The sequence below is a fragment of the Mesomycoplasma ovipneumoniae genome (assembly GCF_038095975.1).
In the GTDB taxonomy this organism is placed as follows: domain Bacteria; phylum Bacillota_I; class Bacilli_A; order Mycoplasmatales; family Metamycoplasmataceae; genus Mesomycoplasma; species Mesomycoplasma ovipneumoniae_C.
The window spans coordinates 23,733-42,479 of record NZ_CP146003.1 but is presented as its reverse complement, the minus strand read 5'-3'; the positions used below and the strand labels follow the sequence as shown (position 1 = coordinate 42,479).

The window sequence follows — 18,747 nt, the reverse complement described above, 5'->3', positions numbered from 1 at the left end:
TTTCAAACAAAGAGGATTTATTTTTTTTAACAACTAACCGATAAATTCCTGTTTTTTCAGCTGTTTATCTTATTAATTCTACATTTGATTTTTCTGAATTTCCAGGGTTTAATTCAATGTTTTTTCAAAGCCCTCCTTCATATCTTTAAAAATTAAATTTTAATGACTAAATAATGTATTTTTTCTTAAGCTAAAAAGAAGGAAAAGAATAGGATGGTCGAGAATAAATTTTATATTTTCACTAAAAACTAAACTATGAATGGGAAGTAAATTATCTACAATATAAATTATAACAATTTTAAATGGCTTTGAGCAGAAAAACTAAAATTAAAATACAAAATTATAATTTTAATAGAAAAACTTAGATTTATGATAAATAAATATAAAAACACTTTTACAACAAAAATTTTTGCAAAAGTGTTTTATTTATATCTTGAGTTTGGCAGTTTGATACAAAAATTCACTTTTAGCGAATATAAAAATGCAAAAATACCGGTAAATCTAGTCTATTAATTTAAAATTAAATTCTTACTTTTTTTTAGTTTTTGTACTTTTTGCAGTTTTTGCAGTTTTTGTACTTTTGCTAGTTTTTGCAGTTGCTCCACTTTTTGTAGTTTTTTTACTTTTTGTACTTTTTGTACTTTTTGCAATTTTTGCACTTTTAAGAGTGCTTTTTTTGTTCAAACTTGCTTTTGTTAAATTAATTCTTTTTGGACTAGTTGTTTTTTCTTTATTTATATCTGGATTTAGAAATGTTTCAATATCTAAACCTAATAATTCCATAATTCGTAATTCGTCCATTGCATCAAGTAAGGCATTATGTGTTTCAACATAACTTTGATCTTTGGTTAACATTCTGTATATATTTTCTGCATTTCATCCTCTTTTTAAATCACCGTTTTTAGTTAGTTCTACGTTTAATGGGATATGTTTGTTGAATTGCTTGAAATCGCCTTTTTTAGTTTTTTCTGCATTTAATGGGATATGTTTGTTGAATTGCTTGCTTTTAGCGAATATAGAAATATCGTTATGCTCGAATGATTTGTGCAATTCAGGCAAATGTCTAAAATCAAATTTTGTATATGAAAACCAATTTTTTACTTCATAAGATTTCAAGAAATGAATTAGTTGAGCAATCATTTCTTGGCGTGTTTGAACAACATTAATTTCTTCTCTAAATTCAAGGGGAAGAGGAGCTCAAATATTACGGGCATACATTGCACCTACTTTTAAATTGTTTTCTATTATTCAATATTCTTTATCAAATCATTGAAAATTAGCACTATCAGCAATTACAACTCCAACAGAAAAAACTTCATTTTCATAGTTTGTTTCTACATCAATTACAGCGATATTTTTATTCACGTTAGTAATTTTTTGTTTTTTAATTACTTCCATCTGATTCCTCAAATTCTCTTTGACTTTTAGGTTTATAAACTCCTTTTGAAATGGTTTGTGCAAGTTTTTCGCTAAATTCTTCTCGATTTTTAATTCTAATTTCATGCATTTCGTTATTACGAATATTCCACAATATTCCTTTTTCTTTTTTTAAGGCCAACATATATGAAGCAGTTTGTAAAAAATGAGCAGTTGTTAAATCGCTAACAAATTTAAGTTCATAAACTATTTCATTTTTGATAACATCAGCAATTCCCTGAGCTTTTAATGTAACATTATTATCACTAAAGTCCATTCAACATTCTTGTTGAATTGTTTCGTCTTTTTTAAGCACTTTTGATAATCTTTTATGCATTTGATCAACAGCATTATCATCAACAAAATCGGGCTGCGTTTGTTTAATGTATCTTTCTTGTTGTGTTTTCAAATAAACAAAAAAGAGTGTTAAATCTTTTATTGAATTTCTTTCTTTGATGTAATTTTTATACTCGAGTGTTAACTTTTTTTGCATGTTTGGCGAATCTCAATATCTAGTTGCGATAAAAAACTCAATTTCTTTATCTAAATCCCAACCGTCAAAATAAGATGCTTCAAGATAGATCCCTATACATGGTGTAAGATCAATTAAATCATCATGTGTTTGTACTTTTATTTCGTTTGTATCTTCGGTTTTAATTTTTTTTACTTCAAGCATTTTTAACATATCTTGAAGATCAATATCAAACTTGTGATCAAACATTTCAGACATTAAAAATAAATCATTATCTCTTTTTCTAAAATTTTTGTATTGCTTGATGATTTCTTCATTTAATAATGGGATTGACTCTTTTGGATTTAAAAAGATGATTTTTTCTTTGCCCCTACTTGCCGCTACACAAAATATGTTTTTTACAATTTCATAATTTGCAGTAATTTTATCTAAGCGGTTTTCTCAATAATTTATGGTAAAATTAAAAATAACACAAATAGGTTTTTCCAATCCTTTTGAGCTATCATATGTTGTAAAAATAGCTGAATTTTTTTTGGGAGACAAATTTGCGTCTTTTTCTCTTATAGAAGCATAAACGGTTTTTTTATTAAAAATATCACTATGATTTTCTTCAAGATAGTTTAATACTTCTGCCATTTCTTCACTAAATCCCGGCCCTAAACATAAGATATCAGCAGGTTTTTGTGTAGACAAAAATTCCTTAATTTCTTCCAGTTCCATATATTCAATCTGGCAATTTTCGTTGACTCCATTAATTGTTTTATCTCAGATTCGCCCTAACATATTAGCATGTTCTTTTGGCATTCTGAAGGAAAATGTTAAGCTAATTTGTTTATATGATTCTAAAAATTTATCAATAAAATCAGTAACATTTAATTTTGTGTTATCGTAAATTTTCTGACTCATATCCCCAACAGCAACAATTTGTATGTTAGGATTTTCTTGTTTTATTTTTTCCAATAACAAAGATATTTCTTCAGTAATATCTTGATATTCATCAATTAATAGAACATCATAAGCCCCAACAGAAATGTTATTTCTTAAAAATATTCTAATTGAATCTGCAGGGGAAGAATTAATACCATTTCTTCACAAAAGTCCGTATGCAAATCCGTGATAATTTTGTACCTTAACATTTTTGTTTTTAATCTTGTTTTTAGCTTCAATTTTTAATAGTCTATTATAAGTTAAGTACAAAATTTTTTTATCAATAGGAAATTTGTCACAGAGAACTTGAATTACCGATGTTTTTCCACTTCCAATACAAGCATCAACTAGGATGTTTTCACCTTTTAATGCTAAATTAACAACATTTTGTTGTTCTTCTGTGAGTTTTTCTGCAATATTTTCAGTTTTTTGTTTTTCTTTTGTTTTTCTAGCCATAATTCTCTTAGTTATTAAGTTTTTTTATAGATTAAAACAATAGAAAAAACCGTGTCTAGTTTTTTCTATTGTTTTGCGATTCAAGAAACCCTATAAATTTTAGGGCTGTTTGGAAAAATTAACCTAAGGAAATTATAGCATAAATTTTTAACAATTAAAACTGTCAATAAATGATTTTTATATTATTTTTAACTGTTTCAGTCGCCAAAAACATCAACTTTTTGTGAGTCTTCAAAGCCATTTGGAAAGAGATAAGTTTTAATTCCTTTATTTTTATAAAGTTCTTGCATTGCTTGAAAATATGATTTTCGCTGGTGTTTTGACCCATAAATTAGGTCATATTTTGGTAAATTATATTGTCCGTAATAGCCTTTATAGTCATTTCCATATGATCTTAAATTTAAACTAACAGCAGTTGAAGCGCGCGGATCAGTTGCAAAAACTAATGAATATAGTTTATTATCTTTATATATTCCAGTTCCTGACATTCCTCCCCCACCGGTGAAATTATCAAGCAAAGTGCCTAAACCTCAAAATAAATAAGGAGTATGACTAAATACATTTTTTGATGAGTCAAATTTAGTAATTTTAATAAAACCATTACTTACATAAGGCATTGCAATAAAAATATCAGTCAACCCAGGCTTATTCATAAATGAGCGATAAGATCTTGACCAAGAAAGATCGCCACCGTCTTTCCACTGTTGGTTAGAAGGATCTTGATTAAAATAGAGGCCATTGTCTTTATTTACATAAGGACTAACGCTATGTTTTCTTGATTCTCAAGCATTTTTATTTTTAAATTCATTTAAAGTTTGATGTGTTTCTGCTTCTGTAAGTGGAAAACCTAGACCATAAAACTGATTTGCTGGCAGTTTTTCATATTGTTCATCTTTTAAAAAGTCGGCATCAGAAGTAATTGCTGTTGATTTGTCGTTGGTTTTTTGGTCTTGGTGTTCATCATACCAGTCTTTTGTGATTATTTTTGCTTGCTCTTCGTTGTCAAAGGTGACTTCCATAATTGCAAAATCAAGCAATTCTTGCATATTTTTGTATTTTTCTTGATCTGTAAAGTCACTTAGTTTTTTGTCAAAAACATTAGAGCCAAAGACAATTGTTCTAACATTTAGTTCAGCATCTTTTGGAATTTCTTGATTATTGTTAAGTTGATCGTCAATTACAGCAAAATTTTTTGAACTTTCAAGTTTTTTTCCGGCATTATGAATGTTTGAATTTTTTGTTCGCACGGTAAGATTGACTGTGTCATAATAACTCTCGCTGCGGGGCTCGCCAGTTGTTGGCATTATATTATTTAGACTGACAGAATCTTTAATTTTTGTAAAAACGAGACTTCATGTATTATATTGACGGTTATGAGTGTTATAAGCATTATCATCACGGCCATAAATTTTACCTTCATGATAATCATTTGCAACTTGAAGTCGATTTAAAACGTGTGCATTTGTAATAAAATACCAAGTCAAAGGATATTTATTGTTATCTTCTTTTTTATAGTCGATAATATTTAGAGTCCCTCTGTGCAAATTATTAAAATGAACTATTTGATCTGGGGGTAAATAATCAGGCTCACCCTCTTTTCCGTTGTGAGTTCTTAAAAATTGACCATTTCTAAAAGCAACAGAAATTGCACTTTTTGTCAGTTTTTTATATTCTTGGTTTGGCAAAATCCGTGGCAAACCAACTCTTCCAGGCCCACCTCTTAAAACTTGCCCAGTCTGAGGATCAAGATGAATTGCCGGGGACGTATCACCTTTATGATGTTCGGGAATATCAATTCCTGTTATGTTTCCAGAACTGTCATATTTTGGCAAGACAAAAGTTCGCTGTGAAGCATTATCATATAAAGGCTGATTTGCTTGCTTGGCTTTTTCATCTAAAGATGATTTTAAATTTGAAGAGACTTTTTTAGTATTACCAAGCGGATAATCACTAAGCCCATCAGGGTCATCAAGTCCGATGACTTTAGCCCCGCCGCCACCGTATTTTTCAAGGTAATATCTTCATTCATTATCAGGAAAATCATACTGATATTGGTCTTCAACAGTTCGTTTTCCATCTTTTACAATTGCTCAATTTTGACCTTTTGGGGCAACAGCATTTAGTTGTTCATAATATTTATTAACTCGATCTTCGGGGATTTCAGGCTGGCTTGGCCGGGGTAATTCTCTTGATTTTTCAATTGGTTTTAGAATATCTAAAAAAGATCCAATTATTAATTTAGTTAAATTATCAGTTTGGTAGCCAGTTTTTTCAAGCTGAAAATCCAAAGTTTTTTTGGCACTATCTCAGTCAATTTGCTTTTTTTCTAAGTCTTCATTTTTAAACAATTGAGACAATGAAGACTTGACTTCATCAAGAGTTTTTGCAAGATTTTGGTAAGAAGTCTGAGATGAACTAGCTTCAAAAGTTGAATAGGCTGTATTTATTTTATCTTCAAAACTTTTTTGGGTGTTTTGATCAAATTTGGGTTGTTGATTTTCAGTATTTGATTGACTGCTGCCCCCTGGTTTTAGATCTTTTTTTGGCTGCTCAGTTTTAATTTCGTTGTTAGTTGTGCATGAATAAAAAACAAAACTACTTAAACCAAGTCCAAAAAGTAGGAAAAGTGCTTTGTTTTTTACTAAAAAATTACTTTTTTTCATTTTTCACCACCAAAAAAATTAAATTAAACAAGCCCAGAAGAACTTGAACTATTTTGGCTACCAACAAGAACTTGAGCTGTTCCAATTGTTAAGCCAATTTGGCTTCTTGCTTTTTCAGTTTCTACAAAAATTTGGCTTATATTATTTCCTGATCCATTTGCAACGGTTATGAATTTGCGTAGTTGTTCAATTGAATCGCCTGTTGGTGATCCAGAAATATAAACAGGATAAGAATTAATTTGTCTTCCGTCAATTTTTACATCAACTCTTGGACTACTTCCAGGGACAGATTCTGAAAATCTTTCAGTAAATTGGGCACCGTCAAGATCAGAAAATTTAAAGTTTAGGCTGTTTGATCTATTAGAATTTGAACCTTTAATTATTAATTTGGTGAACTTTAATTTTCTAAAGCCAGTATAATTTTCCTGAGCAAATGGGTCATCTTGCCAATTTTTAACTTTTTCGTTAAAAGTTTTGTCAAATTGATCAAATTTTATGCCTTTAAAAGTATTTACATCTGTTTCTGAAAAATCAAGCGTGGTTGGTCAACCACCTTTTCCACCAAAATTTCCTTGGAAAACTCGCTGATTAATTTTTGAGTCAAAAACTATCGAGAGACCCTCGTTAATTTTGTCAACAGTGTCACCTTTTTCTCATCTTAGGCCTGAAAAAACTATTGAACCGCCGATTTTTCCTTGAGATCGATCAAAAGTTGCTTGATTATTATAGTCAAAACTAATAAAATCAACATTTTTTAGACCATTAGGATTAATACTTCATTCATCACTTACTGAATTAATTTCTGTATAAATTGACAGTTCTTTTAATTTTTTATTTTCAAGACCGCGTAAGGACTTGGTGGCATTTGTATTATTTAAAAATACTGAAACTGTATTAATTTGACTAGGAATGGCTTCAAGAATACTTGAGGCATTTTGTAAAGAGTTAGCCTCGCCAATATTTTTTATTCTTATAGCTTGAACTTTGCTGTCCTTTTGCGAAATTTTTGCCATAATTTCTTGAAATTTCTCAAAAGCATTATTATCATTAGCATCAAGTTGAATTAATTTTAGAGGTTGGCGATTTTTATCTTCATTATCTGAATTAGGGCTGTATTCATAAACCTTAATTGAATTAGTAAAATTGCTACCAATTTCTGAAGAAAACTGTGAACTTACATCAGATTTTGTCCAACCGGGAAATTCACCATTGGAAATATTCCACGGACTTAAAGAATACCAACTTGGAGTATTAAAAGTACGGCTTTGGTTATGTTTTTTTAGTCTATTTAAGGTTGGATTTTTACTTTCATCTTCATATTCTCAGACATTAATCGAATCAAGCGAAGGAACCAAACCTTGTCTAAGTGATTTTAGCTCTTGCAAAGTAAGGGAAGTTTTTTCTGGAAGGTTTTTTAAATATTCTAAATACTGTTTTTCGCGATTTAAATTATATCTAGGAAGATCGATTTGTCGTTGATAAGCTTCTTTTCAGAGATCTCGTCCTGCTTGAGTTTTAGGAATTTTACCGCGAATATGATCTTTATCAAAATCTTCTTTATAGGAACGTTCAATTTCATTGACTTCAGCTTGCAAGTTTGCAACTCGAGATTGAATAGTTTTTATTTCGGCAGCAAGACCTTTTTTATACCTTTCAAGGGCATGCTGAATTCTTGACTGAGAAACGCCAGGAACCAGATTTTGACGAGTTGTCGGAACTGGCGATGAATTTTGAACGATTACTGGTGATCTAGTTTGAGTATTTGGGGTTGAAATCTCTGCAGATTTCCTAGGAGAGAGAGAGAGAGAGCGACGTGGCGTCGAAATTCTCTGGATCGGAGTTTCTTTTTTGGTTATAACTACCGGTTCTTTTATTTTTGTTTCTTTAGGAATTTCTTGTTTAATTATCGGTTTGGGTGTTTCTTCTTTTGGTTTAACTAAGTCCACTTTAGGTCCGTTATTTTCTTGAGGTTTAAAATCGGAATTAACGACTGGTGAGACAAAAGTTAAATCATTTGGATTATTTTTAATTACAATCGAAGGAGACAAAGAACTATAGTGAATTTCATTACTGGAGCTAATAAAATTATTAACTAAGGAACTAGCAAAAGAACCTCCAACTAAAACCATAGCGGATGAGGCTAAAATTATTAATTTTCTTCTTCTTGGAACATAAATTTGCATATTTCCTCCTTATTATTTTTCATATAGGATATAATAATTATACAAATTTTTTATTTTAAAAAATAAAAAAGATACTACAAATTTTGAATTTGTTAGTTTATGTAGTTTTAATTGTCCTTTTATTATTAATTTAATTATTTTTGCCAAAAACAGTCAAATTAATAATTTTGTCTATATTTTTTTAAATTTAAGAAACACCTCGTAGTGAAATTTTAAAATGAAAAATTTTAAAAAGGGCGGAGCCTTAGTATAAATTAATATGCCAACTTGCTTTTTTAAAATGTGATTTTTTATAGAAAGTTCAAGTATATATTAAAAATTTTAAACCATTAATAATTTTTTTCAAGTAAAAAATGAATATTTTATACAAAAAGAAGTTCAAAAGGATTTAAATTTTGCCAACTTATGGTAGTTTGTTTCTGTTGTTTAGTCATTTTAAGTCTTTTTTAAAATATTTTTCTGAGTTTGCTAGCGGTCTAAATATTTGAAATAGGTATGATTTTTATTTTGATATCTTAATAAAATAGTAAAAAAATTGTAATTAACTTTTGCCAAAAAAATTAAAAAAGTCCCTAAAACCCGACACTTTTTAAGATTACATTATCAAACTGGGAAACTCGCATAATTTAGGAATTAATGTTATTTGTATATAAAGAGTCAAGTCGCCACACAACCTAAATTAATTTCTCCAAATCTTTTAAAATGAACATGATAGAAAAAATTAACTAAAGTGTACAATCAAAACTATAAATGAAAAACTATTTGTCTGATTTTTTCTACTAATTTAAACTTATACGTCGTTATTTACTGTTTGTTTGTCTTTTTCTTCATATTTATCTAAATAATTGTTTTTTAAATCATCAATTAGTTCAAGCCGGCTAACATTTTTATCAAAAACAATATTCTTATCCTTAGGAAAAGCCAAGATTTGGAAAGCCACTTTATCAAAACTAGATTCAGGGCTTCTAACAAAATTTAGTGTTAAATCCGTTTGAAAAATTGTTGTCAAAAAAATATTATTATTTTCCGTTTTTCTAAGAAGTAATTTTTCTCATTCCACTCTTCTTGGAACATCAGCAGGATCCGGTATAGGGTCGGGAGTCAACCTTCAAAATGATTCATAACCAATTCGCTCCCAAGTTTCGTAAATAAAAATATTATTATTTTTTAGAAATTCACCAAGTTTTTCGCTGTTTAGAAATTTTTGTTCAAAATCAGAAATTAGATCATTTTGGTCAATTTTTAATTTAGGATCTAATTTTAAAATTCGGTCAATAATTGTTGCCTTAAATTCGTCAATATTTTTAATAATTGCATGTTTTTTTGGTAAAAAACTGTTAGATCAAGGATTAATTTTATTTGTAATTAAATCAAGAATTTTTGGCTTTAAGGTTTTAATATTATTAATTTTTTGGCTAAAATCGATAATATCAAATATAAAAGATGATGAATAAGTACTAATCTTGTTTTTTGGCAAATTATACTTTTTTGCAAGTTTATTATAAATTTTTCTAGCTTCTCTTTCAATTAATATTTTCAATTTTTTCTGTTCTTCATAATCTATAATGTTATCGTCGGTGTAAATTCCTCCGTCAATCTCCCTAAAAGTGATTGTTTTATTTTTAGGGTAGACTATAACATTAAAAAAAGGCGAATCAGGAAAATTCATAGCGGGTTGAACTAATTCTCCTTCTATAACATAATCTGGTACAAGTCTTGTGGCTATAATGTTTGAAGAACCATTTTCTTCAAAATAATAGTGGCTAACACGAGTCTGCATTCAATTTCTGACATTTTCGTCTATTATAATATTGTTTTTTTCTAATACTTTTTCAAGAGGCTCTCCCTTTAGAAATTTGTCTTCAAATTCTGACTTGAGTTCAGAAGTATTAAATTTGGCAAAATTAGGATTATTTTTTATAATTTCTTCCGTTCTATTAATAATATTTTTTTCAAATTGCTCTAGGTTTTCAATTGTTATTATATCTTGTTCGCCAAGGAATAAATTTTTGTCCCGTTTTCCTTGGGGTTGATTATAAAACAGATTTAAGGCTGAAAAAGTACCATTTTTTGCATTAAATTCTTCATAATGTTTCGCTAGTAAATTTAAAAAATAGTTAGAATTATAATTTTTCGGATTGTTAATTTCCTCATCTATGTTAAAAATTTGTTTAGTAATAAAATGAATTAAATTTCCGCAGGAGGTTAAAAAAAATGCCGGAATTAAAAGGGTTGTTCCCAAAAATTTAGTAAGAATTAGTTTAGTTTTCATTGTCTACCAAATAAGAAAGTGCTAATTTGTCATCCACCGAATTTTCAAAAACGGAAGATCTATAATTTCAAACATTAATCTGATAATAACCAGATTCGTTTGACCTAAAATGGGTTTTATTACTAAAGTTTGCATAACATCAATATATTTGTTATTAATTCAATTTTGCCTTCTATCTAACTTATATCATCTAAGAAATTTCTAAATCATCTTTTTATTCATAATTAATTATATCAAAAATAGTTGTGATTCAATAAAAGTTGTTATAAAAACTAAATAAAAATTAATAGAAAAAATCAGCCAACTAGTTTTTTATCAATGATTTTGATTGTAGCACTTTTGTTAATTTTTCTACGGGGGTGTTCATAATTTTGCAATCTAAATATTTAAAATAGATATGGTTTTTACTTTGATATCTTAATAAAACAGTAAAAAAATTGTAATTAACTTTTGCTAAGAAAAATTAAAAAAGTCCCTAAAAACTGAGACTTTTTTAAAATTACCTTATCAAACTGGGAAACTCGGGGAAAAGAAACATGCAAAATTGACACAATAAATCAATTTTGCATGTATATAAAACAATTTAATAATGATTTGGCAAAAAAGTTTGATAAATCTATGGAAAATAAATCTGTACTAACCCGTTTTTTCCATTTTTCATTCTGGTAAATAATTTTTTATTACTGATTCGATTGTTTTAAGACGATTAATGTTTTTATTAAAAATAATATTTTTTTCTTTTGGAACTACCAAAATTTGAAAAGCAACTTTATTAAATTTTGACCACGGGAAAAAACCCGAAAAAGCATCAAAATCATAATCTGAATGGCTAATAGGTTGTAAAAAAATATTGTTATTTTCTTCATTTGTAATGATTATTTTTTCAAATTCTACTGTTGTTGATTTATTACCAGAATTTAAATAATAAGATTGAGGAGAACCATAGACAAATTTTTCTCATGTTTCATATATAAAAATATTTGAATTTTTAAAGATTTCTTCTAGCTTTTTTCCACTAAATACTTTCGTTTCAAAATCATTTGTAAATTCATTTTCATCTATTTTTAAACTTGGGTCCAATTTTGAAATACGATTAATTATTTTATCTTTAAATTCTTCTAAATTTTTAATTATTGCTTGTTTATTTTCAAAAAAATTATTGACTCAAGGGTCAAGTTTTTCAGCAACTTTATCGTACGGTTGCTTTAATTTAAAAAATTGAATTTTATTTTTCTTTTGGATAGACTTAATTTCATCAGAAATTTCATAAAATGTTTTATTTTTTAAATAATTCGGAAGAAAATACCTTTTTTCAAGCTCGCGGTAAATTTTTCTAGTTTTATTTACAGTTTTTTCGAAAGTTGCATTACGATCATGGTCAAAAATAATTTTTTTGTGTTTGGGATATAAAATAACCGTAAAATATGGATTAAACACTGGTTCAATCCCTAAATTCATAACCTGAAAAAAATGAACATTTTTCGCTTGAAAAGGAGTTATATTTATATAACCCTTCACTTTATCATGAAAATAATATTGTTCTGCATATAACTCGTCTTTTTCGCCAAAATGCTCAATAATTAAAATATTGTTCTTCTTAAGTGTTTCTTCTATTGTTGTGCCATTTAAAAATTTTTCTTCAAATTCTTTTTTTATTGAAGCAGCGCTAACAAAACGATCTATATTGGCGTCTTTTGTAATTTCTTTGGATTTGTCAACTATCTTTTCTTGAAATTCTTCAAGATTATAAATATAGAATGAGTCACTCTGACCAAGAAAATAATTTTGGGTTGTATTTTGGCTTTTATTTTTGTCTTTTTTTTCTTCTTGCAAAGAATAAAAAAAATTTAATGGGGAAAATGTCGCCCTTTTTACATTATTATCTTCATAATGTTCTTCCAATAAATTTAACAAATAGTATCTTTTATATTTATCATCATCACGATCTGGGCTTGGACTAGTAAAAATGAAATTAAAAAACTGGCCACATGAACTCAAAAAAAATGGTAAAGTTAAGGAACCTATAACTATAAATTTACTAAAAAAGTATTTAATTTTCATTGTCTACCAAATAAGAAACAGCTAATTTGTCATCCACCGAATTTTCAAAAACGGAAGATCTATAATTTCAAACATTAATCCGATAATAACCAGATTCATTTGACTTAAAATCTATTAATTCATCATTACCTAGGTCACTATTAGATGATGCTAGAGTAACTCATTTGCCATTTGAATTTAATTTTTGTAAGTAAAGATCATAATCAGAAACAATTTTATTATTTTGTCGGTTTTTAGTTGCGTTTAATGACAATCATTGCGTGTTAAGGTGATCTGATGATCATTTATACATATCAGCTAAACCTAAACCAGTTGCGGCTTTAATAGGAACTGTAATATTAAATAGTCCAGATACAACCCCGGTAATTGGCGGTAAAAATCACCATCAACTAGGTATATTTTGCCCTATTTTGTAGTCTTCCTTATTTTTTAGAATACCAGCATTAAACATTCAAGACAAAGAGGATTTAATTCGCTGATTTGAATTAACTCAAAACTTATCGCTAGTAAAAATACTTTTGCCCACATTTTCTTTATTGCCGGAAATAAAAGCGATATTATCTACTGCTTTTTTCATTTTTTCAAAATCAGGGGTTCCAGCCCCATACTTTTCATAATAACCATTCTTTTTTTTGACCAAACCAGTATGATTTGGACTTATTGCAGAAACAGAAAGAATCGATTTTACTGCCGGAATTCTATAATCATTATAATCTAAATTTGGTTTTTCTCTTAAAAGTGTTGATATTAATCCGGTTACAATAGGGGCTGCATAACTAGTTCCACGCACATATCTTTTACCATTGTTGAATTGATTTTCATCATAAAAAACATTATAAATCTCCGCTGGTGCTACAACTAAGGGTTTAGAAAATTGCGAGTATTCATCACTAGTTTTAAAATTAGAATAAGGAGCTATTTTATTTTTTGCTATGTTAAAATTACTAGAATTATCTTCGAGCGCTCCAACCACTATTGAATTTAGTGATAAACTATTTTCATCAATTCATGGATTATAACCATCTGTATTTTTGTCAGTTTCATCAGCGCTGTTGCCTGCGGCAAAGACATTAATTACGCCGTATTTTCTTGCTAAAAAATCAAGTAAATACGTATTCTCGTTGTAGTCTACAAAATGCGCATTCCCATTTCCATAGCTGTGATTTATTACCTTCACGCCTTTAGTGACAACCATTCATTCGATTGCTTTTTGTCATTCAGCATCTGTTTTATATATTGATAAATACAAATCCGACTTTTTATCAACACCTGCTTTGCCGCCTAAAATTAACGAAACTAGCGTTGAATGAGATCGTTTTTTCGTTTGATGCGATCTATCCGAAACTAGATCGTTTATAGTTAATTGATTTTCATTAAAATATACATTAAAATTTGGGTCAAATTTGTCTCCTAATTCTATAGCGCCAACCTTTGAGGTGATTTTATTTTGAGTTCCATTGTCTTTTGCTGCTTGTTTTTGAAAATTTACTATTGAAATATTTCTGTCTAACGAGTTGTTAAAAAGTCAATCATTAATATAATTATTATTTAACTGATAAGTATTTAATTCATAACTATCATCTAGCATTTCAACATATCTTGTTTGTACATCTTTTTCTTCATTTTTATAAACAATAAATCGACTGATAGTAGAATTTTCTAAGGAATTTTTAACAAAAAATTCTCGATCATTTTCAGTATCAAAATAAAACCAAACAATTGGTAACATTTCGCTGTATTTTGCTTCTTTATATTTTAAGTTTAACTTTTTAATTTTTTCTAAAAAATCAATATTAAAAGAAGTTATTTTTTTAGAATCAGTATCTAAAAAGTCAGGATTTAATAATAATTTTAATTCAAAATTATTATCTAGATTTTCAACCTTTGACGATTTATTTAACTTTTTAATAAAAGGGTCTCTTACATCGATTTTATTACTAAAGTTTGTAGAATACCAATATTGCTTATTATTATTATTATTATTTCAATTTATAAGGAGCGAACTGTATATTAATGGAATTGAAGCAAAACCAAAAAAATATAATGCAAATTTTTTAAATTTCTTAAATTTTTTAGCCATAAAAACCAAACCTTATTATGTATTTTATTTTCTAACTAACTTATATAAACTTAACAAATTTATAATTCATAAATTGGTAATTCATCTTTTTATTCATAATTAATTATATCAAAAAATAGTTGTGATTCATTAAAAGTTGTTATAAAAACTAAATAAAAATAGTAGAAAAAATCAGGCAACTAGTTTTTTATCAGTGATTTTGAGTGTAGTACTTTTGTTAATTTTTCTTCGGATGTGTTCATAATTTTGTGATCTAAATATTTTAAATAGGTATGATTTTTACTTTGATATTTTAATAAAACAGTAAAAAAATTGTAATTAACTTTTGGCAAAAAAGCTAAAAAAGTACCTAAAAACCGAGACTTTTTTAAAATTATTTCGTCAAACTGGGAAACTCAGGGAAAAGAAAAATGCAAAATTGAGACAATGAGTCAATTTTGCATGTATATGAAACAATTTAATAAGAAATTGGCAAAAAATTTGATAAATCTATGAAAAATAAATCTGTACTAGCCCGTTCTTTCCATTTTTCATTGTGGCAAATAATTTTTTATTACTGATTCGAGTGTTTTAAGACGATTAATGTTTTTATTAAAAACAATATTTTTTTCTTTTGGAACTACCAAAATTTGAAAAGCAACTTTATTAAATTTTGATTTCGTGAAAAAACGCGAAAAAGCATTAAAACTATAATCTGAATGGCTAATAGGTTCTAAAAAAATATTATTATTTTCTTCCTTTGTAATGATTATGTTCTCAAATTCTACTGTTGCTGATTTATTATCAGAATTTTTATTACCAGAATTTAAATAATAAGACTGAGGAGAACCATAAGCAAATTTTTCTCATGTTTCATATATAAAAATATTTGAATTTTTAAAGATATCTTCTAACCTTTTCCCACTAAATACTTTTGTTTCAAAATCGTTTATAAATTCATTTTCATCTATTTTTAAACTTGTATCCAATTTTGAAATACGATTAATTATTTTTTCTTTAAATTTTTCTAAATTTTTAATTATCGCGTGTTTATTTTCAAAAAAATTATTGACTCAAGGGTCGAGTTTTTCAGCAACTTTATCATACGGTTGTTTTAATTTAAAAAATTGAATTTTATTTTTCTTTTGGATAGACTTAATTTCATCGAAAATATCATAAAATGCTTTATTTTTTAAATAATTCGGAAGTAAATACCTTTTTTCAAGATCATGATAAATTTTTCTAGTTTTAGTTACATTTTTTTCGTAAGTTGTTTTAAAATCATGGTGAAAATAAATTTTTTGGTCTTTGGGATATAAAACAACGGTAAAATATGGGCTAAACACTGGCACAATCCCCAAATTCGTATACCGATTATAATGAATATCATCTGCTCGAAAAGGAGTCATATTTATATAGCGGTCCACTTTATCATCGAAATAATAATGTCTAGCCGATAATAGACTTTTTTCGCCAAAATGCTCCATAATTAAAATATTATTATTCTTGAGCGTTTCTTCTATTGTTGTACCATTTAGAAATTTTTCTTCAAATTCTTTTTTTATTGAAGCAGCGCTAACAAAACGATCTATATTGGCCTCTTTTGTAATTTCTTTGGATTTATCAACTATCTTTTTTTGAAATTCTTCAAGTGTATAAATATCAATTGAGTTTTTATTACCAAGGAAATAATTTCGAGTTTTATTTTGGGCTACATTGCTATCTTTTTTTTCTTTTTGCAAGGAATAGAAAAAATTTAATGGCGAAAATGTCGCCCTTTTTACATTATTTTCTTCATAATGTTTATCTAATAGATTTAAAAAATAATCTCCACGATATTTATGATTATCTTCATCTAGACTTGGCTTAGGCTTAGTAGAAATCAAATTAAAAAATGGACCACATGAACTCAAAAAAAATGGCAAAGTTAAGGAACTTATAACTATAAATTTACTAAAAAATTGTTTAATTTTCATTATGCACCAAATAAGAAGCAACTATTCTGTTATCCTCTGAATTTTCAAAAACGGAAGATCTATAATTTTTAACATAAATACGATAATAGGCAGATTCGTTTGACTTAAAATCTATTAATTCATCGTTGCTCAGGATGCTATTAGATCTTGCAACATCAACTCAATCGCCATTTGAATTTAATTTTTGTAAGTAAAGATCATAATCTGAAACAAAAGTACCACCTTGTCGTTTTTTTGTTGCCTCTAACGGCAATCAATCGTGGCTAACATTTCTGGTAATTGCCGACAAAAATCACCATCATCCAGATATATTTTGGCCTTTTTCGTTATTTTTTAGCAAACCAGCGTTAAAGTTTCAAGACAAAGAGGCTTTAACTCGATCATTTGAATTAACTCAGAACCTATTGCCAGTAAAAATAACTTCGCCCTCATTTTCTTTATTGCCGAAAATAAGACTAGTATTATCTGCTGCTTCTTTCATTTTTTCAAAATCAGGGGTTCCGGCCCCATATTTTTCATAATAGCCACTATCTTTTTTATCCAAATCAATATGATTTGGACTTATTGCAGAAACAGAAAGAATAGATTTTATTGCCGGAACTCTAAAATCATCACGAACTCAAAGTGGTTTTCCTCTTAAAAGTGTTGATATTAGTCCGGTTACAATAGGGGCTGCATAACTAGTTCCACTTACATATTTTTTGCTTTGGCCAGATTGATTTTTATCATCAAGAACATTATAAATCTGACCTGGAGCTACTACTAAGGGTTTAGCAAATTGCGAGTATTCATCACCAGTTTTAAAATTAGAATAAGGTGCTATTTCATTTTTTGCAATATTAGAATTACTAGAATTATCTTGGAGCGCGCCAACCACTATTGAATTTAGTGACAAGCTTCTATCATCAATTCATGGATTATCATCAGCTTTATTTCTGCCAAATTCATCTTCGTCAATTTTATCAGCACCATTACCTGCGGCAAAGACATTAATTACGCCGTATTTTCTTGCTAAAAAATCAAGTAAATATGTATTTTCGTTGTAGTCTTTAAAGTCCACAAGATTATTCCCATAACTGTGATTTATTACCCTTACATCTTTAGTAGCCATTCATTCGATTGCTTTGTGTCATTCAGCATTTGTTTTAAATATTGATAAATACAAATCCGACTTTTTATCAACACCTGCTTTGCCACCTAAAATTAATGAAACTAGCGTTGAATGATATGGTTTTTCTGCTTGCTTGGGTCTGTTTGAGACTAGATCGTTTATATTTAATTGATTTTCATTAAAATATATATTAAAATTTTGGTCAAATTTGTCTCCTAATTCTATAGCACCAATCTTTGAGTTGGTTTTATCTTGATTTTCACTGTCTTTTGCTGCTTGTTTTTGAAAATTTACTATTGAAATATTTTTATTTAACGACTCGTTAAAAAGTGCATGATAATCATCATTATTATTTAACTGATTATTATCATCTAACATTTCAACATGTCCTGTTTGTTTGTCTTTTCCTTCATTTTTATAAACAATAAATCGACTGATAGTAGAATTTTTTAGGGAATTTTTAACAAAAATTTCTCGATCATTTTCAGTATCAAAATAAAACCAGACAATTGGCAACATTTCGCTGTATTTTGCTTCTTTATATTTTAAGTTTAACTTTTTAATTTTTTCTAAAAAATCAATATTAAAAGAAGTTATTTTTTTAGGATCAGTATCTAAAAAGTCAGGATTTAATAATAATTTTAATTCAAAATTATTATCTAGATTTTCAACCTTGACCGATTTATTTAACTTTTTAATAAAAGGGTTTCTTACATCGATTTTATTACTAAAGTTTGTAGAATATCAATATTGCTTATTATTATTTCAATTTATAAGCAGCGAGCTATATATTAATGGAATTGAAGTAAAACCAAACAAATATAAGGTAAACTTTTTTAACTTTTTAAATTTTTTAACCACAAAAACCAAACCTTATTATGTATTAATTCAATTTTATTTTCTATCTAACTTATATCAGCTAAGAAATTTCTAAGTCATCTTTTTATTCTTAATTAATTATATCAAAAAATAGTTCTGATTCAATAAAAGTTGTTATAAAAACTAAATAAAAATTAGTAGAAAAAAATCAGCCAACTAGTTTTTTGTCAAGATTTTGAGTGCAGTACTTTTGTTAATTTTTCTACTTATTTAAGCTACAAATTAGACAGGAACTTCATATTAATTATAGTATTAAAAAATATAACTATATA

At 27.7% G+C, this 18,747-nt stretch carries 10 protein-coding genes; all 10 read right to left on the bottom strand.

Annotated features, from left to right (window positions below; all coding sequences use genetic code 4):
* Positions 1 to 528 precede the first annotated feature (528 nt).
* The 10 genes from V3255_RS00120 to V3255_RS00075 all read right to left on the bottom strand — a co-directional run bounded on the left by V3255_RS00120 (position 529) and on the right by V3255_RS00075 (position 18,457).
* The gene (locus tag V3255_RS00120) at positions 529 to 1,398 is read right to left on the bottom strand and encodes a hypothetical protein (RefSeq protein ID WP_333503649.1); all 870 of its coding nucleotides are present in this window, start codon (positions 1,396 to 1,398) and stop codon (positions 529 to 531) included.
* Complete coding sequence (locus V3255_RS00115; protein WP_333503648.1) at positions 1,385 to 3,271, bottom strand: AAA family ATPase; 1,887 nt, start codon at positions 3,269 to 3,271, stop codon at positions 1,385 to 1,387. Before V3255_RS00115 ends, V3255_RS00120 begins: the two co-directional genes overlap by 14 nt.
* Before the next feature lie 188 nt (positions 3,272 to 3,459).
* Positions 3,460 to 5,934 (bottom strand): Ig-specific serine endopeptidase MIP, encoded by a 2,475-nt coding sequence (gene mip, locus V3255_RS00110; RefSeq protein ID WP_333503647.1) that lies wholly within the window; start codon positions 5,932 to 5,934, stop codon positions 3,460 to 3,462.
* Between the two features lie 23 nt (positions 5,935 to 5,957).
* Positions 5,958 to 8,117 (bottom strand): putative immunoglobulin-blocking virulence protein, encoded by a 2,160-nt coding sequence (locus V3255_RS00105; RefSeq protein WP_341516255.1) that lies wholly within the window; start codon positions 8,115 to 8,117, stop codon positions 5,958 to 5,960.
* 790 nt (positions 8,118 to 8,907) lie between these two features.
* Positions 8,908 to 10,389 carry a hypothetical protein gene (locus V3255_RS00100; RefSeq protein ID WP_333503645.1) on the bottom strand — a complete coding sequence of 494 codons (1,482 nt, stop codon included), beginning with the start codon at positions 10,387 to 10,389 and terminating at the stop codon, positions 8,908 to 8,910.
* A gap of 636 nt (positions 10,390 to 11,025) precedes the next feature.
* Positions 11,026 to 12,450, bottom strand: a complete 1,425-nt coding sequence (locus V3255_RS00095; protein WP_333503644.1) for a hypothetical protein — start codon at positions 12,448 to 12,450, stop codon at positions 11,026 to 11,028.
* A complete protein-coding gene (locus V3255_RS00090; protein ID WP_341516254.1) occupies positions 12,440 to 14,530 on the bottom strand; it encodes a S8 family serine peptidase in 2,091 nt (696 codons plus the stop codon). Before V3255_RS00090 ends, V3255_RS00095 begins: the two co-directional genes overlap by 11 nt.
* Positions 14,531 to 14,709: 179 nt before the next feature.
* Positions 14,710 to 14,973 carry a hypothetical protein gene (locus V3255_RS00085; RefSeq protein ID WP_318089708.1) on the bottom strand — a complete coding sequence of 88 codons (264 nt, stop codon included), beginning with the start codon at positions 14,971 to 14,973 and terminating at the stop codon, positions 14,710 to 14,712.
* A 66-nt stretch (positions 14,974 to 15,039) separates the two neighbouring features.
* Positions 15,040 to 16,485, bottom strand: coding sequence for a hypothetical protein (locus V3255_RS00080; RefSeq protein WP_333503642.1), 1,446 nt, complete (start codon positions 16,483 to 16,485; stop codon positions 15,040 to 15,042).
* Positions 16,475 to 18,457, bottom strand: coding sequence for a S8 family serine peptidase (locus tag V3255_RS00075; protein ID WP_337903049.1), 1,983 nt, complete (start codon positions 18,455 to 18,457; stop codon positions 16,475 to 16,477). Before V3255_RS00075 ends, V3255_RS00080 begins: the two co-directional genes overlap by 11 nt.
* Positions 18,458 to 18,747 lie beyond the last annotated feature (290 nt).